This is a genomic window from Rhodococcus sp. Chr-9, assembly GCF_000801125.1.
In the GTDB taxonomy this organism is placed as follows: Bacteria; Actinomycetota; Actinomycetes; order Mycobacteriales; family Mycobacteriaceae; genus Rhodococcus; species Rhodococcus pyridinivorans.
On sequence record NZ_JTIZ01000089.1, the window covers coordinates 263,641 to 280,757 of the forward strand.

The following is a 17,117-nucleotide window of genomic DNA, read 5'->3' on the forward strand; positions in this document are numbered from 1 at the left end:
GATCACTCCTTCAGTTCCTGCACGAGCGAGTCCACCACCGCGACGAGATCGCCGTCCGTCCGTTCCGCGAGCCGGCGCTGACGCTGATAGGACGCTCCCCTCACCGGGATGTCCGCAACTCGCGCGAGTTCGTCGGCGCAGCCGAGCCGTACCGCGGTGGGCATGATCTGCTCGAGCAGATCGTTCAGGTCGTCGGTGACGAGCCGTTCGGTACACACCGGGTCGAGGATGACCTCGGCATCGAGTCCGTACCGCGCCGCACGCCACTTGTTCTCCTTGACGTGCCACGGTTGCAGCACAGGAAGTTCCTCACCGCGCTCGAGACGTTCGTCGAAGTAGACGACGAGTGAATGCACGAACGCGACGAGGGCGGCCAGTTCGGCGCGGTTGGTGATGCCGTCGAAGACCCGGACTTCGAGGGTGCCCCATTTCGGCGCGGGCCTGATGTCCCAGTGCATGCCTCCGGGGTGGCTGATGACGCCGGACTCGAGCTGGTCGGCGATGAATTTCGCGTACTGCGGCCAGTCGGCGAAGTGGTAGGGCAGGCCGGCGGTCGGCAGCTGCTGGAACATCAGCGCGCGGTTGCTCGCGTAGCCGGTGTCGTAGCCCGCCCAGATCGGCGACGAGGCCGACAACGCGAGCATGTGGGGATATTTCACGAGCATGGCGTTGAGGATCGGGATGATCTTCTCCGCGGAGGAGACTCCCACGTGGACGTGCACTCCCCAGATGAGCATCTGCCGTCCCCACCAGCGGGTGCGGTTGATCATCTCCTCGTAGTCCGGGGAGGGTGTGACGGTCTGGTCGGTCCACTGCGCGAACGGATGGGTGCCGGCACACATCAGGTCCACTCCGAGCGGATCGGCGGCGCGGCGAAGCAACGACAGCGACTCGGACAGATCGTCGACGGCCTCGGCGACGGTGTCGTGTACACCGGTGACGAGTTCGACGGTGTTGCGCAGGAACTCTTTGGTCAGCCGCGGGGTCTCCCCGGCGATCTCCTCCACCCTGTCGAAGACGACCGCCGCGCTGTTCGAGAGATCGCGGGTGGTCTTGTCCACCAGAGCGATCTCCCATTCCACGCCGATCGTGGGACGAGGTGATCCCGGAAACGCGACTGCCACGTCTCGATCCAACCACAGGGCCCCGCCGACGGATGTCCGTCGCGGGGCCCCGTGTCAGGAATTACCCGGGTACCGAGCTTCAGGGGATTCGAACCCTGCTCACCCGATGACGCCGCAGGCGAGGCGTGCGCCGAGGTTGTCCTGGTGCACGACCACAGAGGCGCCGTCCTCACCTTCGAGGTCCTCGAGGCCGAAGGCCGAGGTGGTGACGGTGGCGGTGGCGGTGCCGTCCTCGTGGACGACGAGCGAGACCAGGTCGCCGCTCTCCGGGACGGAGGTGTTGCCACCGGCCTGCAGGTGGGCACCGGCCGACAGGAAGGCGCCGGGCTCGCCGCCGTTCGGCGCGGTGGACTGGGGCTCGCAACGGCCGAACTCGTGGATGTGGACACCGTGGTAGCCGGGCTCGAGACCCTCGACCTCGATGGTCACCTCGACGTCGCCGCCGTTCTCGGCGAACGACACGGTGCCGGCCGACTCGCCGTCGACCGTGGTGAGCTCCGCGGTGAGCGCAGCAGCGGAGGCGGAGCCACCGGCGTGCGACTCGCTCCCACCCTCGGTGCCGTGGTCGTCGCCGTGGGCCTCGGAAGCGGGCGCGGCGGATCCCGTCCACACCGGCGGAGTCGTCCCCGGCTCGGTGCTCGCCTCCTCGCTGTTCGAGCACGCAGTCAGGCCCACCGCGGCGATCGCGACGATCGGGGCCAGAGCACGCCAGGACATGCGACGGGTGGAACTGGAGACCATCAAACCGCTCCTTCGAAGTGCCGAAAAGTCACCCGATCATAACCGGGCGTCTCCGGCGACCACCCGGTGGCGGACCGACACGGTTCCGGCGCTAACGCGAAGTGACGATGACGATCACTCCGGGGGCGGCGTCGCGGATGCCCTCGAAGCGCGGTTGCGCGGTGACACCGAGCGACTCGGCGACGGCTGTCGCGGTCTGCTGCTCTCCGGGAGACGACCCGTAGAACACCGAGGTCTGCTGGAGCAAGCCCTCGCTGTAGTTGCCCGTTTCACTGATGGTGTACCCCTCGTCCTCGAGGTAGGCCGCGGTCTGCGCGGCGAGGCCCGCGACCTCCGAGTTGTTGAACACGCGCACCGGTGCCGTCGCGGAGGCCGAGGTGTCGGACGCGAACGCGGTTCCGCTCCCCACGGGCATGGAAGGAGCCGAAGACACGGCCGTGGTGGTGGTCGCACCGTCCCCGGCGTCGGACGTGCCCCCGTTCGCGGCAGCGGGCGCGGGCGCGGTGGGCACCGCGGCCGAGCGCGTGGACGGTGCGGCCGGCGCAGCAGCGGTCGTCGTCGTGGGTGCCGCCGCGGGAGCGGGTTCGTCGTCGGAATCACCGAGCGAGGCGAAACCGAGACCGGCGAACAGGATGCCCAAGGAGATCAGGACCATCGCGAACGCACGCAGAGGCGGTCCCGAGGGTGCGGGCGCGCGGCTGGGGATCTCGGGGGTTCTGCTCACGACCTCGACCATAGTTGCCCGAGCACACGCAGCGCTGCCGACCGGCCGCGCGTGTCGATATCGCATTATCCGGCCCGACGGCCGCCCGTCTAACGGGTGTCGAAACCGAGCCGGCGGGCCGCGCGGGCCTTCTGACGGCTCGCACGCAACCGCCGCAGCCGCTTGACCAGCATCGGATCGGCGGCGAGCGCCNTCCTTGATGGCGTCCTCCTTGGCACCGGCGTACTTCCACCACTGCCGTTCGAACGCCAGGATGTCGAGATCGCGACGGCTCAGGCCGTTCGCCTCGTCGCCGGTGGGTTCCTGCGCGGATGCGCCGTCGCCCTGCTGGGACACGAGATCGGACCGGTCGTTGCCGTGCGCTGCTGCGCCGTCCATTTCCCTCCTCGACTGACTGGATCACACCGTGACGAAGAGTCCTTGCGTCTCGGCGGAAGTCATTCAATCACGGGGTGGGGACACATACCGGTTCGAGAACGCCGCGAGTCGATCCCATTATCCTGTGTCACCATGGCCATTCTTCCCATCGTCATCGTCGGCGACCCCGTCCTGCACAACCCGACCCGGCCGGTGACCGAGTCACCCGCCGAACTCGCTCAGCTGATCGCCGACATGTTCGAGACGATGGACGCGGCCAACGGCGTCGGCCTCGCCGCCAACCAGGTCGGTGTGGACAAGCGACTGTTCGTCTACGACTGCCCCGACCGCGACGAGTCCGGCAAGGTCGCGCGCCGGCGTGGCGTCGTCGTCAACCCGATCCTCGAGACCTCGGAAATCCCCGAGACGATGCCCGACCCCGAGGACGATCTCGAGGGCTGCCTGTCCGTGCCGGGCGAGAACTTCCCCACCGGTCGCGCCGACTGGGCGAAGGTCACCGGTACCGACGAGAACGGTGAGCCCATCGAGATCGAGGGCCACGGATTCTTCGCTCGCATGCTGCAGCACGAGGTCGGGCACCTCGACGGCTTCCTGTACGTCGACGTTCTGATCGGGCGCAACGCCCGCGCCGCGAAGAAGACCATCAAGCGCGCCGGATGGGGCGTCCCGGGCCTGACCTGGCTCCCGGGTTCGGTGGAGGACCCTTTCGGCCACGACGAGGACGACTGACGAGGCGACCGGCGAACCGTCGATGACGACCGACCGTCCGGCCCCGTCCGTACCCCTCGGTACCCGGGTGGTGCTGCGGTACCGCCTGCCCGCCGGCTACAGCCACCCGATGACCGATGTCATCGGTGAACTCGTCTCCGTCGAACCGGTGGTCGCGGTGCGCACCGCCGACGGTCGTGTCGTCCAGGTGTCCCCCACCTCGGTCGTCGCGCTCAAGCCGATCGCGGCGCGGCCGATCCGCGTCTCGGAGATCCGCGCGCTCGAGCACGCCGCCGCCGCGGGGTGGCCCGGTCTCGAATCGGCCTGGGTGGACGGCTGGCTCGTGCGCGCCGGACACGGTTTCACCCGGCGNCGCTGGGTGAACGCGGCACCGTGGCGGACCCCGCCGATCCGGCGGTGCGCGCCCGGCTCCGTGAATGGTTCGCGGCACGCGGATTGCCGCTGCGGCTGCTGGTGCCCGATCGACTCGCCCGGATCCCCGAGGGGTGGCCGACCTCGGAGCCGGTGCTCGTGATGGGCGCCGACCTCGCGAACATCCCCTTGCCGCCGGAGCCCACCCCGGTCACGATCACCGACCGGCCGGACGCCGACTGGATGTCGCTCCACCGCGCCGACGCCGACCCGCTGCTCGCGCAGGACGTGCTCGGCTCGGTGGCCGCGGGGATCCTCGGGTTCGGCCGCATCGGTGCACCCGGGCAGCCGCCCCTGGCGATCTGCCGCGCGGCGATCACCGATGCGCCGGACGGACGCCGCTGGGTGGGTCTGTCGACCGTCGAGGTCGCTCCCGAACACCGGCGTCGCGGACTCGGCACACTCGTGTGCGGTGCCCTGCTGCGCTGGGCACGCGAGCACGGCACGACCCACGCATATCTGCAGGTCGAGGAGGCGAACACCGCGGCGCGCGCCCTGTATCGCGAACTCGGCTTCGTCGACCACCACCGCTACCGATACGCCTCCGAACCCGTCGGATAGGTCGCCTACAGTGAGCGTGTGCGCCTTGCTACCTGGAATGTGAACTCCGTCCGTGCCCGTACCGACCGCATCCTCGACTGGTTGCAGCGAACCGACACGGATGTGCTCGCGATGCAGGAAACCAAGTGCAAGGACGAGCAGTTCCCGCACGAACGCTTCGAGGAGCTCGGCTACCGCGTCGCGCACGTCGGACTGAGCCAGTGGAACGGTGTGGCCATCGCGTCGCGCGTGGGCCTCGACGACGTGCAGATCGGCTTCGAGGACCAGCCCGGTTTCTCCAAGGACCCGGAGGTCGATCCGGCGCTCGAGGCGCGGGCGATCGGGGCGACGTGCGCGGGTGTGCGCGTATGGAGCCTGTACGTCCCCAACGGCCGCGACCTCAACGACCCGCATTACACCTACAAGCTCGACTGGCTCGCCAAGCTGCGCGCCGACGCGCACGCCTGGGCCACCGCAGCGCCCGGGCAGCCCATCGCGCTGGTCGGCGACTGGAACGTCGCCCCCACCGACGACGACGTGTGGGATCCGGCCTTCTTCGAGGGCAAGACGCACACTTCGCAGCCCGAGCGCGACGCCTTCCACGCGTTCGCCGACGTCGGCTACACCGACGTCGTCCGTCCGTACGCGCCCGGCCCCGGGGTCTACACCTACTGGGACTACACCCAGCTGCGCTTCCCCAAGAAGCAGGGGATGCGGATCGACTTCGTCCTCGGATCACCGGCCTTCGCGGCACGGGTGACGGGCGCCGAGATCGACCGCAACGAACGCAAGGGCAAGGGCGCGAGCGACCACGCACCGGTCGTCGTCGACCTCGACCTCTGAGCAGGTCCCGCGTCGGGTGGACCGCCCGCACAGGCATCAGGCCTTGCGGGCAGGCACCTTGCGCTGCGGCTGCTTGCGCCGGGTCTCTTTGCGGTGGGGGTCCGTGCGCGGCAGCTCGAGAGCCACGACGACGTCGCGGTAGTTCTCGTGCGACGACACGAATCGCTGCACATAGGTGCACACCGGCCGCACCCGCCAGCCTCGGCTGCGAGCGAGATCGAGCGAACCACCGACGAGGACGGCCGCGAGACCCCGATGACCGAAATCCTCGACGATCACGGTGTGCATGAAGTCGACGACCGGCGGGTTCGGCGCCGGAACGCGTTCGAAGTCGTAGTACGCCAGGATGCCGACGAGATCGCCGTTGAGGCGCAGTTCGAACCGGTTCTGGTCGGCGTTGTCCGACACGGCGAGGTCCGGCGAACTCGTGTTCATGAGCGCCTCCAATAGGGGTGTTGCGTGATCGAACTGTGACCTATGCCACTATAGAGCAACGAGGCGACCACCGGCAGCAACGCTGTCGTGTTTCGCAAAGTGCACCCGCCTCAGCGCCTCCCGGCCGTGTTCGAACACACCCTCGGTAGGGTGTCCGCGTGGACCTTCTGCCCCTGTCGCCTCGAGGCGAGACCCCGGTTCGAGCCCTCACCATCGCCGGCACCGACTCCGGAGGCGGAGCCGGCATCCAGGCCGATTCCCGCACGATGGCGATGTGCGGTGTGCACGCATGCGTCGCGGTGGCCGCCGTCACCGTCCAGAACTCCGTCGGCGTCCGCGGGTTCCACGAGATCCCCGCCGAGACCGTGGCCGACCAGGTGCGGTGCGTGGTCGAGGACATCGGGGTGTCCGCAGCGAAGACGGGCATGCTCGCCTCCACGCAGATCATCGAGGCCGTCGCACAGGTGTGCTCCGAGGTGGGCATCGGCCGCGACATGGAGGTACCGCTCGTCGTCGACCCGGTCTGCGCATCGATGCACGGCGACCCGCTGCTGCACTCCGACGCGCTCGACGCGATCCGCGGGGTGCTCATCCCCCTCGCCACCGTCGTCACCCCGAATCTCGACGAGGTACGGCTGATCACGAGCATCGAGGTCGTCGACGACGCGTCGGCCCGGCGCGCCGCCGAAGCGCTCCATGCGCTCGGCGCCCAGTGGGTGATCGTCAAGGGCGGTCATCTGCGCAGCTCGGAGAAGAGCACCGACCTGCTGTTCGACGGCGACCGTTTCCTCGAGTTCAGCACGCCGCGCATCGAGACCGGCAACGACCACGGCGGCGGCGACACGCTCGCAGCCGCGATCGCGTCCGCCCTCGCGCATGGCCGGTCAGTGCCCGAGGCAGTCGAGTTCGCGAAGGAATGGATCACGAAGTGCCTCGAGTGGTCCTACGACCTCGGTCACGGCCACGGCCCGGTCAACCCGTTGTGGCGACTGCACGAGCGCTGATCGCGCCCGTCTTCACTCGGTGAACTCGGCGCGCACCTCGGCCCGCTGGTCACTTGCGGGCACCCCGTCGGGTCCGTCGATCGAATTCGCGTAGACAGCCGTGCCGTAGGCGACGGCGGCGGCCGCCGCGGCGAACGCGTCGCGGTCGATGCCGGCCAGGGTGTCCTCGGGGGTGTGGTAGTTCGGGTCGAAGGGCTGGTCGGCGGTGCCACCCCACCGGTCGGCCTGTTCGGGGGTCTTGACGTCGTCGGCGCCGGTGAACACCCCGCCCGCGGGGATGCCGAAGGCGACGAACGGACCGTAATCGGAACGGCCGTCGAAATCCGTTCCGCCGACCTCGATTCCGCGTTCGTCGAAGAACTGCGCGAAGGTCCGTTCGATACCCGCCGAGCCCTCCGGTCCGGGTCCTTCGCCGACGGCGTCGGAGTCGTCGCCGTCGAACACCAGATATCCGGCGTTGGGCGAGCCGAGCATGTCGAAGTTCAGGTACAGGGCGATGTCGAGTCGTTCCTCGTCGGACAGCGACTCGACGTACCTCGTGGAGCCGACCAGTCCGACCTCCTCGGCGCCCCAGAACGCGAACCGCACGGCGTTGGTCACGCCCGGCTCGCTGCCGAGTTGCAGCGCGGTCTCGAGGACGGCGGCGACGCCGGTTCCGTTGTCGTTGATCCCCGGTCCTTCGGGGACGCTGTCGAGGTGCGCGCCGACGACGACCACGTCGTCGGTCGAGCCGGTGCGCGTCTGCGCGATCACGTTGCGCGACTTCCGGTCCTCGGTGCGGGTCTGGAGTGTCACCGTCACGGTGGTCGCGGCGGACAGGCGCTCGGCGTCGGCCCCGGCCACGCCTCCGACCGGGATGCGGGGGGTCGATTCCGCCCCGAGACCGGCGGCGGCGAGCGGGCCGTCCTCGTTGTTGGCGACGAGCAGCGCGGCCGCTCCCCGTTCGGCGGCGACCTGCTCCTTGACGGCGAAGGTGCACACGCCGCGATCGACGATCACCACCGCGCCGGTCGCGTCGATGCCGTCGTAGTCGGTGGCCTCGCAGCCGGGGGTGTCGTCGGGGGCGATGCGCACGACGCGCGCGGTGAGCCCCTCCGGTCCCGTCGACGGCGACATGCCGAGTGCGCTCACGCCCATCGGCTCCCCGTCGACGGTGAGCTGCTCGTTCTCGACGGCGAACAGGGTCGTGTCGAACTCCGGTGTCTGCACGTCGAATCCGGCGTCGCGCAGGGCTCCGGCGACGTAGTCGACGCTCGCGTCGTAGCCGGGGGTTCCGAGCGAACGGTTTCCGTCGTTCTCGCCGGCGATCCGTTCGAGTTCCGTCAGGTGCGTCATGACGGCATCGAGTTGCACGGCGTCGGCGAGCGCCGTCGGGTCGACGGGCGGCGCCTCCACCTCCGCCTCCGAGCATCCCGCCGTCAGCAGTACACCGGCGGCGATCAGGGCCGCTCCCCGCATGCCGTATCTCGTCTGCGCCCACGCCATCGACCGAGCGTACACAAAAGCACTGCGCCGCACGGGGAAAGCGTGCGGCGCAGTGTGCGGAGGCAGAACCTGCGGCGTGTCGAGGTAGTCCCTCAGGCGTGTCGAGACAGTACCTCAGGCGTCGCGGCGGTTGACCACCACGAGTGAGGCCGCGAACACCAGGAACGAGAAGGCCGCGAAGTACAGGAGCGATCCCCATGGACCCCAGTGGAATTCGATTCCCTGCCCGATACCCAGGAAGTTGTTCGCGTTCGCGAACGGCAGGAACGGCTGGATCTCGCGGCCCACCGAACCGAACAGCGCGAACAACGACTCGAGCAGCAGCGGCCACAGCATCAGCAGCGCGATCGTGCCGGCCGACTGCCGCAGCAGCGTGCCCACACCGACCGCGAGGAAGACGCACAGGAACGCGTAGATCGCGGTGCCGTAGACCGCGCGCCACGCCGTGTCGCCGCTGAGGACGAGCTCGCGACCTGCGTCGGGCCCGGCCAGTGCCTTCGCGAGGTAGAAGGCACCGAACGAGACCGCGAGTGTCAGCACCGCGCCCAGCACACCGATGAGCAGGGCCTTCATCGTCAGGAGCAGGGTGCGGTTCGGGGTGGCCTGGAAGGTCGTGCGGATGACCCCGAAACGGTATTCGCTGGTGACCGACAGTGCCGCGAGGATCATGAGCACCAGCACACCGAAGCCGGTGACGCCGCTGACCGCGACGTCCACGGTCGGATAGAACCGTCCCAGTTCGTCGTCCATCCCGGCCGACGCGCGGGAGACCGACCCGAGGATCGCGGCCAGACCCAGACCGAGGGCGACGATGACGAGGGTGCACCACAGCGGTGACTGCACCGACGTGAGCTTGATCCGTTCGGCCCGCAGTGTGTCGAGCGCCGTACTCATCACAGTCCACCCTTCATGACGTCGTCGACTCCGGATCCGTGGTATTCGACCTCGCCACCGGTGAGTTTCATGAACGCTTCCTCGAGCGACGCGTTGCGGCCCGCGAGTTCGTGCAGCACGATCGACCGGGTCGCAGCGAGTTCGCCGATCTCCGCCGCCGGAGCGCCCGAGACGTGCAGGGCACCGTCGTTCTCCCGCACAGTGTGCCCGCGTTCGGTGAGCGCGGTGCGCAGCTCGTCGAGTTGCGGGCTGCGCACGACGACGAACGAGTCGGACGCGCGGTCGACGAACGCCTTCACCGAGGTGTCGGCGATGAGCCGTCCACGGCCGATGACGATGAGATGTTCGGCGGTCTGCGCCATCTCCGAGAGCAGGTGGCTGGACACGAGCACCGTGCGGCCTTCCGTGGCGAGCGCCTGCATGAACCTCCGGATCCACACGATGCCCTCGGGGTCGAGGCCGTTGACCGGTTCGTCGAACAGCAGCACGCGCGGGTTGCCGAGCAGTGCGGCGGCGAGACCGAGTCGCTGCGACATGCCGAGCGAGAAGCCGCCGGCGCGCTTGCCCGCGACCTCCGTCAGTCCCACCTGGCGCAGAACCTCGTCGACACGCGAGGCAGGCAGACCGTTCGACGCGGCCAGCCAGGCGAGATGCGACCGCGCCGACCGGTTGGGATGCACCCACTTCGCGTCGAGCAACGCCCCGACGGTGGTGAGCGGCCGTGTCAGCTCGCTGTACGGCTTCCCTTCGATCAGTGCGGTTCCCGAGGTCGGCCGGTCCAGCCCCAGGATCATGCGCATCGTGGTGGACTTCCCCGCGCCGTTGGGGCCGAGGAAGCCGGTGACGATGCCGGGACGGACCGTGAACGTCAGGTCGTCGACCGCGGTCGTGGACCCGAAGGTCTTGGTCAAGCCGGTCACTTCGATCATGCGCACCACCCTACGTGCGGCTCCGGCGAGCGCATCCGATCACACTCCCCGGAGCCGCACGCGGTGCGTCAGGGGACGAAGACCTCGGTGGTGACCGGGATGCTCGGTCGCTCGGTACGCATCGTCAGGGCGACGCGGCCGGGCCCGGGGAACACGTGCATGAACAACGGCCGGGTGCTCGTGTGGAAGGCCGGCACGAAGCGGGTCTCCGTACCGCGGGCACCGGTGTCGAGGTTGTGCCAGTCGAAAGCGACGGTGACGTCGCAGTTCAGGATGCTCGGCGTCCACTCGCCGAGAAGCGAGTAGCCCTGCGTGATCCGCAGTTCGATCCCGTGGGTGGCACCCGGCGCCGAGGAGTACTCGTAGAGCGGGCCGTCGAAGGCGGTTCCACCGGCGCGCACGATGCCGGCGCAGATGCCGTCGCCCAATGTCAGCACGGGTGGCGTGGACAACTCCGTCGTCGCGCACGACCTCGGTCCGGTGTTCGACCAGCCCATCTGACACGGTTCCTGGGCGCCCGCGACACCCGGCGCCGCGACGGCGACGACAGTGCCCATGAGCCCGGCAGCGGCGGCAGCGAGAATTCTGTGTGCAACTGTCATGCCCGGGGATCGTACAGACCGATCGGTAACCCGTCGCGCGACAATCGGAAACCCCTGAACACCAAGGTGCTCAGGGGCTTCCCGTACCGGTCACGGCTCCATCGGCGAAGATGCCTGGGCCCAGAAGCGTTTCGGGATCCGGCCGGCGTGCCGGGCACGGAATCCCGCTTCGACGGCGTGACGCATCGCCGACGCCATCAGCGCCGGATCCTTCGCGCGGGTGACGGCGGTCGCGAGCAGCACGGCGTCGCAACCGAGTTCCATCGCGAGCGCCGCGTCGGAGGCGGTTCCGATTCCCGCGTCGAGGATCACCGGCACACCCGCAGCCTCGACGATCATCTCGATGTGGTGCGGGTTCGAGATACCGAGGCCGGTCCCGATCGGCGAGCCGAGCGGCATCACCGCGGCACAACCGACGTCCTCGAGGCGCCGCGCGAGGACGGGATCGTCCGTCGTGTACGGCAGGACGACGAAGCCGTCGTCGACGAGTTGTTCGGCCGCGGAGACGAGTTCGATGGCATCGGGCAGCAGCGTCCGTTCGTCGGCGATGACCTCGAGTTTCACCCAGTCGGTCTCCAGCGCCTCCCGCCCGAGCTGCGCGGTCAGCACGGCTTCCTTCGCGCCGCGGCACCCGGCAGTGTTCGGCAGCGGTTCGATGCCGAGGCGGCGCAGCAGGTCGAGGACACCGGTTCCGGAGGCCGCGTCGACACGGCGCATCGCGACGGTGGTCAGTTCGGTGCCCGACGCGACGAGTGCCTCCTCGAGCACGGCCAGGTTCGCCGCGCCACCGGTGCCGGTGATCAGCCGCGACCCGAAGGTGCGGCCGGCGATGGTCAGCTGCGGCAGGTCGGCGCCGGGATCGTGTGTGTCAGCCACCCTGGACCGCCGTGAGGATCTCGATGCTCGCTCCGCGTGTGACCGGCTCCGACCAGCGGCCGCGCGGGCACACGACACCGTCGACGGCGACCGCGATGCCCTTCTCGGGCAGACCGAGCTCGTTCAGCAGTTGTGACACGGTCGGGGCCGCGTCGTAGTACTTGTCCTCACCGTTGACGGTGATGCCCACGGACACGTTCGTCATCCCACACTCGCTTCCGTAATTCGTCCAGGACAGGCGTACTGCGCGTCGGCCAGCGACCGCCCACCGAGTTCGGCGAGCACCGCGTCGACGGTGAGCGGCGTGAGCAGCACACCGTTGCGGCCGTGGCCGGTCGCGGCGACGACACGATCGGAGAGCCGGCCGATCAGCGGCAGGTTGTCGGGGGTCATCGGGCGCAGGCCCGCGCTCGCCTCGAACAGTTCGTACTCGCCGAGCGCAGGAAAGATCTTCTCGGCGTCGGCGATCAGATCGCGCACCCCGGCCACCGTGACCTGTGTGTCGGACGCCTCGTACTGTGTGGCGCCCACGACGAGGCCGTCGTGGCGGGGCACCAGATAGGCGGGGCGTCCGTGGACACTCGCGCGCACGGTGCGCTGCGGCGGCGGGGTCGCGCCCGGCCGCACCCGCAGGCGCAGGATCTCGCCCTTGACCGGACGGACCGGAAGGCCCGGCCACAGTCGCGCCGACGCCGAGCCGGCGGCGAGCACCACCTGATCGTCGGGAAGGTCGGCGAGATCGTGGACGGCGGCGTCGGAGAAACGCACCCCGGCCGCGGTGGCCGCGACGCGCAGGGCGTCGACGAGCGTACGGTTGTCGACCGACGACTCGGTGGGCGCGAGCAGTCCGAGACGCACCTTCGGCCCGAGCGACGGTTCGAACTCCCGGATCTCCGCACGGGAGAGCAGACGCATCTCGTGCCCCCGCTCCCCGACCCATTCGGCGACGGTCCGCAAGTCGGCCGCGTCCGCCGCGTCGAGCGCGACGGTCAGCGACTCCTCGGCGGTGAACACGTCGACGCCGGTCTCCGCGCGCAGTGCATCCGCGAATCCGGGCCAGCGGTCGAGCGAGGCCGCACCCAGGGACAGCACGTGGTCCTCACCGGGCCAGCCCTCGGACAGCGGGGCCAGCATCCCGCCGGCCACCCACGAGGCGCCACTGCCGGGATTCGGGTCGTGCACGGTCACGATGTGCCCCGAGCGGGCCGCGCGCCATGCGATCGACAGCCCGATCACTCCGCCACCCACGACGGCCACAGTTGCCATTGGTCCACCTCACTCCCTGCGCCGGCATGATCCGGGTCAGGTCATAACGGTCGGGGCCGGCAGGCCCCCTCTCAGCCCCGCGAACCTCGGGACTCCCGTGTCGTCACTTTCTGCTTAGAGGCTACCGTCTTGGTCGTGACCACCTATCGCGGCAACCATCCCGACCCGCGCGGCCGCCTCGCGACCGCCCGGTTGTATCTGTGCACCGACGCTCGCCGGGACACCGGCGACCTCGCACGGTTCGTCGAGGAGGCCCTCGCCGGTGGGGTCGACATCGTCCAGTTGCGCGACAAGGACTCGGCCGGCGAGAAGAAGTTCGGACGCCTCGAGGCACGCGAGGAACTCGCCGCCCTCGAGATCATCGGCGAGGCGTGTGCACGCCACGGTGCGCTCCTGGCCGTGAACGACCGCGCCGACATCGCGCTCGCGTCGGGCGCCGACATCCTGCATCTCGGTCAGGGCGACCTGCCGGTGCGGCACGCGCGGCAGATCCTCGGCGACGAGATCGTCATCGGCCGCTCGACGTCGAGCCGCGCGCAGGCTGCGCTCGCCGACATCGAGGAGGGCGTCGACTACTTCGCATCCGGGCCGGTGTGGGACACACCGACCAAGCCGGGACGGACCGCAGCGGGGCTGGAGGTGACGCGCGAGGTCACGCAGTCGCAGCCGGCACGGCCGTGGTTCGCGATCGGCGGCATCGATCTCGAGCGACTCCCCGAGGTGCTCGACGCCGGTGCCACGCGGGTCGCGGTGGTCCGGGCGATCACGAAGGCATCCGATCCGCGGGCAGCCGCGGCGGCGCTGAAGGCCGCACTCCCGACCTGAGGCGTTACAGCCAGCCCAGCACGGCCGAGGGCGACATCGCGATCGTGCCCTCGGGCAACCGCGCGCGCAGGCCGCGATCCGCGGTGACCACGACCGTCACCCCGGGGTCGACCACGGCCGTCGTGGTGGAGGCCAGCCGGGTCAGTTCGTCGTCGCCGCTGCCGTCCGCGCTGTGCACCGGGATCCGGACGTCGTCGATCGTCGCGTCGCGGGCATGCCCTTCGAGGACCGCTTCGACGCGGGGGACCCAGCCGAACGTCCCGTCGGGAATTTCGACGGTGCGGGGCAGGACCGCGGCGAGGTCGGCGAGCAGGGCGCTCGTCGCGCCGGGGCGGTCGCGCCACCATCCGGTGGGGCCGCTCGCTCCGAGCACGTTCGCGGTGTCGAGCAGCATGCGTACCGGTGAGGTGCGCAGCGACGGCCACGCCTCGGCGAAGCCGCTGTGCAGCGGCATCGCCTCGACCTCCGGTTCGGGCACCCAGCGCAGTTCGGTGCTCTCCTGGTTGAGACTGGTCACGAGAGTTTCGGTGGCGTCGGCGACGACGGTGGTGTAGGTCCATCCGCCCGCGAGACCGGAGGTGACGCGTTCGGCGCGTACCGTCACGGCCGCGAGATCGATGCCGGCCTCCTCGTGGGCCTCCCGCACGGCGGCGTCGACGGTGCTCTCGTGCGAGTCGCGCGCTCCACCGGGAAGTGCCCACGTCCCGCCCTGGTGCGACCATGCCGCCCGATGCTGCAGGAGAACCGCGGGGCGACCGTCCGCGAGCGGAGCGCGCAGCAGCAGACCTGCGGCGCCGTGCCGTCCCCAGCGCTTCTCGCCGTCCGGTCCGACCGCCCAGCCGTCACCGTCTCCACGCATTGCGTCCGCCTCTCCGACCCGCCCTCGCCCGGACCTGTGCCCGGTACCGGATCCCCGCCGTCCGTGGACGGCAACAATACCGCCGGGCTGCTTATATGCTCCCCTCAGACCGCTCGACACGAGGAAGGGAGTGCCCGGTGGACGTACGGATCACCCCTCCCTTCGCTCCTGTCGAGAGCCACATCCGCGACGACGCCGATACGGACACTCCGGACGCCCGGTTCGACGACGCTCGTGCCCTGCTCCGGTCCACGCCGGTCCGGTTGGTGGTCCTCGGGGTGGTGCTCACCGTGCTGCTCGTCGCCTCGGCAGCGGTCTCCGCAACGATGGTGTCCGGCAGGCAGGCCACCCACGATCGTCTCCTCGCGTCCATCGAGCCGCTCGCCAGCGCGGCCCAGAATCTCTACAGCGCGCTGTCGGTGGCCGACGCCGCCGCCGTGACGGGCTTCATCTCGGGCGGACTCGAACCGGAGGCGGTGCGCAGTCGCTACATCCGGGCGACCAACGAGGCCGCGGAATATCTCGTCATCGCGGCGACCGGCCTGACCGATGCCGACCGCGAGACCGCGCACAACCTGACGGAGATCGGGCGGCTGCTGCCCGTCTACACGGGTCTCATCGAGACGGCTCGCACCAACAACCGCACCGGGCATCCGGTCGGCGCCGCATATCTCGGCGAGGCCTCGCACCTGATGCAGACCGAACTGCTCCCCGCCGCGCAGGAACTGCACACGCGCGGCGTCGCCGCGGTCGAGGACACCCAGCGCGACGCGGTGCGACCGCCCTGGCTCGCGATCGGATTGCTCCTCGTCACGGTCGCTGCCCTGTGCGTGGCGCACGCCGTCGTGAGCCGCCGCAGTCGTCGCACCCTCAATCCCGGAATCCTCGTCGCGATCGGCGCGACCGGCGCGCTGCTGTGCTGGTTGCTCGTCGCGGGCCTGGCCTCGTCGAGTGCCACCGAACGCGCCATCGAGCGCGGTGCGGCACCGCTCGCCGATCTCACCGAGGGCCGGATCCTCGCCCAGCAGTCGCGTACCGCCGAGACCCTGCTGATCGCCCGGCGCGACACGACCGGCGCGTACGACGACACCTTCGAGACCAACATGGCGCGGCTCGGCGACATCCTCGACGAGTACGGTCGCGATTCCGCCCTCGAGGCGGGCGCCGAGGCAGTGGAGACCGCCCGGTCGGCGCACGACGCATGGATCAACTCGCATGCACGCATGGTCGACGCCCTCGTCCGCGGCGACTACGCAGCGGCCTCGGTCCTCGCAGTCGGTGCAGGTCCCGGCGAGTCCACCGCCCGGTTCGTCGCTCTCGATGCGGCCCTGACGGAAGGAATCGACGACACCCGCACCGAACTGCGCGACAACGAGTTCCGCGCCTCCCGCACCCTCGCCGGCCTCGCACCGATGTCGGTGGTGCTGCTGACGGTGGCGCTGGTCGGCGTGTGGGTCGGTCTCCGGCCGCGGTTGAAGGAGTACCAGTGAGAGAGCGCGTTCTCGTCGCGGGCCTGTGCGTCGTCGCCGCACTCGCCGGCGGGTGCGCGACCGACCCCCCACCGCGCGCCCCCGGCCTCCAAGGGACGACGACCTCTCTCCCGCTTCCCGAGAACGCGCGGATGCTCGAGTCGTCGGTGGCCACACCGCCCGCCCCCGACTGCGGCGATCCCACCGCCTCGCTTCCCCCGGATCCGAACGCCACCGGACCTGCGATCGATCGGATCCGCACGCGCGGCCGGCTGATCGTCGGCCTCGACACCGGCAGCAACCTCATGAGCTACCGCGACACCGCGACCGGGCGCATCACCGGTTTCGACGTCGACATCGCACGTGAGCTCGCCCGCGACCTCCTGGGCGATCCCGACCTCGTCGACTACCGCATCCTGTCGTCGGCCGAGCGCGAGAAGGCGCTGCAGGACTCCACCGTCGACATCGTCGCGAAGACCATGAGCATCACGTGCGCCCGACGCGAGAAGGTCGACTTCTCCACCGAGTACTTCCGAGCCCAGCAGCGCGTGCTCGTCGTCCGGGGATCCGGCATCCGCTCCGCCGCCGATCTCGCCGGCCGGCGCGTGTGCATCGTCGAGGGCACCACCTCGCTGCTCCGGATGCGAGAAGTGCAGCCGTCGGCGTCGATCCTCACCGTGCCGTCGTGGGCCGACTGCCTCGTCGTCCTCCAGCAACAGCAGGTCGACGCCGTGAGCACCGACGACACGATCCTCGCCGGACTCGCCTCACAGGACCCCTATCTCGAACTCGTCGGCCCCTCCCTGGGATCGGAGCCGTACGGAATCGGAATCCGGCTGGGCAGCGACGAGCTCGTACGCTTCGTCAACGCCACCCTCGAACGGATCCGCTCCGACGGGACGTGGACGGCGCTGTACGAGAAGTACCTGCGGGTGCTCGGTCCCACTCCGTCACCCCCGACACCGAACTACCGGAAGTGACGG

Annotated in this window: 19 protein-coding genes, 3 pseudogenes and 1 riboswitch; of the genes and pseudogenes, 8 read left to right on the plus strand and 14 right to left on the minus strand. The window is 69.9% G+C overall.

All coding sequences use genetic code 11. The annotated features are described in order from the left end of the window. Positions 1-2 precede the first annotated feature (2 nt). From QR64_RS13240 to QR64_RS27840, 5 genes and pseudogenes are all read right to left on the minus strand, one after another. On the minus strand, positions 3-1,124 hold the full coding sequence (locus tag QR64_RS13240; protein ID WP_039585476.1) for a glutamate--cysteine ligase: 1,122 nt from the start codon (positions 1,122-1,124) through the stop codon (positions 3-5). Positions 1,125-1,223: 99 nt separating this feature from the next. Further along, positions 1,224-1,865: a superoxide dismutase family protein gene (locus QR64_RS13245; protein WP_019291110.1), complete on the minus strand. Its 642-nt coding sequence runs from the start codon at positions 1,863-1,865 to the stop codon at positions 1,224-1,226. Between the two features lie 91 nt (positions 1,866-1,956). After that, a complete protein-coding gene (locus QR64_RS13250; protein ID WP_006553644.1) occupies positions 1,957-2,601 on the minus strand; it encodes a LytR C-terminal domain-containing protein in 645 nt (214 codons plus the stop codon). A 77-nt stretch (positions 2,602-2,678) separates the two neighbouring features. After that, positions 2,679-2,781, minus strand: a 103-nt coding sequence (locus QR64_RS27835) for a DUF3263 domain-containing protein (protein ID WP_235367140.1), incomplete at its 5' end; no start/stop codon positions are given. Between the two features lies 1 nt (position 2,782). After that, positions 2,783-2,967, minus strand: a pseudogene (locus tag QR64_RS27840) (DUF3263 domain-containing protein); the annotation flags it as partial. A 132-nt stretch (positions 2,968-3,099) separates the two neighbouring features. Between QR64_RS27840 and QR64_RS13255 the strand changes: the two are divergent. The 4 genes and pseudogenes from QR64_RS13255 to QR64_RS13265 all read left to right on the plus strand — a co-directional run bounded on the left by QR64_RS13255 (position 3,100) and on the right by QR64_RS13265 (position 5,490). Then, complete coding sequence (locus tag QR64_RS13255) at positions 3,100-3,696, plus strand: peptide deformylase (RefSeq protein WP_039585478.1); 597 nt, start codon at positions 3,100-3,102, stop codon at positions 3,694-3,696. Positions 3,697-3,718: 22 nt separating this feature from the next. After that, positions 3,719-4,047 (plus strand): annotated as a pseudogene (locus QR64_RS27845) (GNAT family N-acetyltransferase); the annotation flags it as partial. Position 4,048: 1 nt separating this feature from the next. Continuing rightward, a pseudogene (locus QR64_RS13260) lies at positions 4,049-4,668 on the plus strand (GNAT family N-acetyltransferase); the annotation flags it as partial. An 18-nt stretch (positions 4,669-4,686) separates the two neighbouring features. Continuing rightward, positions 4,687-5,490: an exodeoxyribonuclease III gene (locus tag QR64_RS13265; protein WP_039585481.1), complete on the plus strand. Its 804-nt coding sequence runs from the start codon at positions 4,687-4,689 to the stop codon at positions 5,488-5,490. 36 nt (positions 5,491-5,526) lie between these two features. On the opposite strand, the gene QR64_RS13270 is transcribed toward QR64_RS13265, so the two are convergent. Then, the gene (locus QR64_RS13270; RefSeq protein WP_019291107.1) at positions 5,527-5,925 is read right to left on the minus strand and encodes a GNAT family N-acetyltransferase; all 399 of its coding nucleotides are present in this window, start codon (positions 5,923-5,925) and stop codon (positions 5,527-5,529) included. Positions 5,926-6,083: 158 nt separating this feature from the next. On the opposite strand from QR64_RS13270, the gene thiD reads away from it, so the two are divergent. Next, positions 6,084-6,929, plus strand: coding sequence for a bifunctional hydroxymethylpyrimidine kinase/phosphomethylpyrimidine kinase (gene thiD, locus QR64_RS13275; RefSeq protein WP_006553650.1), 846 nt, complete (start codon positions 6,084-6,086; stop codon positions 6,927-6,929). Between the two features lie 12 nt (positions 6,930-6,941). Here the strand turns inward: thiD and QR64_RS13280 are convergent, their stop codons facing one another. From QR64_RS13280 to thiO, 7 genes are all read right to left on the minus strand, one after another. Next, on the minus strand, positions 6,942-8,414 hold the full coding sequence (locus QR64_RS13280) for a M20/M25/M40 family metallo-hydrolase (RefSeq protein ID WP_231913161.1): 1,473 nt from the start codon (positions 8,412-8,414) through the stop codon (positions 6,942-6,944). Between the two features lie 114 nt (positions 8,415-8,528). After that, on the minus strand, positions 8,529-9,308 hold the full coding sequence (locus tag QR64_RS13285; protein ID WP_006553652.1) for an ABC transporter permease: 780 nt from the start codon (positions 9,306-9,308) through the stop codon (positions 8,529-8,531). Then, a complete protein-coding gene (locus tag QR64_RS13290; RefSeq protein ID WP_039585666.1) occupies positions 9,308-10,237 on the minus strand; it encodes an ATP-binding cassette domain-containing protein in 930 nt (309 codons plus the stop codon). The genes QR64_RS13285 and QR64_RS13290 overlap by 1 nt, the downstream gene beginning before the upstream one ends. Before the next feature lie 68 nt (positions 10,238-10,305). After that, complete coding sequence (locus QR64_RS13295) at positions 10,306-10,839, minus strand: hypothetical protein (protein WP_230809913.1); 534 nt, start codon at positions 10,837-10,839, stop codon at positions 10,306-10,308. 90 nt (positions 10,840-10,929) lie between these two features. Further along, on the minus strand, positions 10,930-11,715 hold the full coding sequence (locus QR64_RS13300; RefSeq protein WP_006553655.1) for a thiazole synthase: 786 nt from the start codon (positions 11,713-11,715) through the stop codon (positions 10,930-10,932). After that, on the minus strand, positions 11,708-11,920 hold the full coding sequence (gene thiS, locus QR64_RS13305) for a sulfur carrier protein ThiS (RefSeq protein WP_006553656.1): 213 nt from the start codon (positions 11,918-11,920) through the stop codon (positions 11,708-11,710). The genes QR64_RS13300 and thiS overlap by 8 nt, the downstream gene beginning before the upstream one ends. After that, positions 11,917-12,981, minus strand: a complete 1,065-nt coding sequence (thiO, locus tag QR64_RS13310; protein ID WP_039585483.1) for a glycine oxidase ThiO — start codon at positions 12,979-12,981, stop codon at positions 11,917-11,919. Before thiO ends, thiS begins: the two co-directional genes overlap by 4 nt. Next, a riboswitch (TPP riboswitch) is annotated at positions 12,978-13,090 on the minus strand. It overlaps the preceding gene by 4 nt. Before the next feature lie 26 nt (positions 13,091-13,116). Here thiO and thiE point away from each other — a divergent pair. Then, on the plus strand, positions 13,117-13,806 hold the full coding sequence (thiE, locus tag QR64_RS13315) for a thiamine phosphate synthase (RefSeq protein ID WP_033096181.1): 690 nt from the start codon (positions 13,117-13,119) through the stop codon (positions 13,804-13,806). Between the two features lie 4 nt (positions 13,807-13,810). On the opposite strand, the gene QR64_RS13320 is transcribed toward thiE, so the two are convergent. Beyond that, entirely contained in the window at positions 13,811-14,665 is an 855-nt protein-coding gene (locus tag QR64_RS13320) for an NUDIX hydrolase (RefSeq protein ID WP_039585485.1), read from the minus strand. 137 nt (positions 14,666-14,802) lie between these two features. Between QR64_RS13320 and QR64_RS13325 the strand changes: the two genes are divergently transcribed. Then, positions 14,803-16,155, plus strand: coding sequence for a hypothetical protein (locus QR64_RS13325; protein ID WP_019291100.1), 1,353 nt, complete (start codon positions 14,803-14,805; stop codon positions 16,153-16,155). After that, positions 16,152-17,114, plus strand: a complete 963-nt coding sequence (locus tag QR64_RS13330; RefSeq protein ID WP_019291099.1) for a glutamate ABC transporter substrate-binding protein — start codon at positions 16,152-16,154, stop codon at positions 17,112-17,114. Before QR64_RS13325 ends, QR64_RS13330 begins: the two co-directional genes overlap by 4 nt. Positions 17,115-17,117 lie beyond the last annotated feature (3 nt).

Bases quoted from the DNA above. Each gene is read 5' to 3' on its own strand.
- QR64_RS13245 (WP_019291110.1), bottom strand. From the start codon at position 1,865: ATGGTCTCCAGTTCCACCCGTCGCATGTCCTGGCGTGCTCTGGCCCCG.
- QR64_RS13250 (WP_006553644.1), bottom strand. From the start codon at position 2,601: ATGGTCGAGGTCGTGAGCAGAACCCCCGAGATCCCCAGCCGCGCGCCC.
- QR64_RS13255 (WP_039585478.1), top strand. From the start codon at position 3,100: ATGGCCATTCTTCCCATCGTCATCGTCGGCGACCCCGTCCTGCACAAC.
- QR64_RS13270 (WP_019291107.1), bottom strand. From the start codon at position 5,925: ATGAACACGAGTTCGCCGGACCTCGCCGTGTCGGACAACGCCGACCAG.
- QR64_RS13280 (WP_231913161.1), bottom strand. From the start codon at position 8,414: ATGGCGTGGGCGCAGACGAGATACGGCATGCGGGGAGCGGCCCTGATC.
- QR64_RS13285 (WP_006553652.1), bottom strand. From the start codon at position 9,308: ATGAGTACGGCGCTCGACACACTGCGGGCCGAACGGATCAAGCTCACG.
- QR64_RS13290 (WP_039585666.1), bottom strand. From the start codon at position 10,237: ATGATCGAAGTGACCGGCTTGACCAAGACCTTCGGGTCCACGACCGCG.
- QR64_RS13295 (WP_230809913.1), bottom strand. From the start codon at position 10,839: ATGACAGTTGCACACAGAATTCTCGCTGCCGCCGCTGCCGGGCTCATG.
- thiS (WP_006553656.1), bottom strand. From the start codon at position 11,920: ATGACGAACGTGTCCGTGGGCATCACCGTCAACGGTGAGGACAAGTAC.
- thiO (WP_039585483.1), bottom strand. From the start codon at position 12,981: ATGGCAACTGTGGCCGTCGTGGGTGGCGGAGTGATCGGGCTGTCGATC.
- QR64_RS13320 (WP_039585485.1), bottom strand. From the start codon at position 14,665: ATGCGTGGAGACGGTGACGGCTGGGCGGTCGGACCGGACGGCGAGAAG.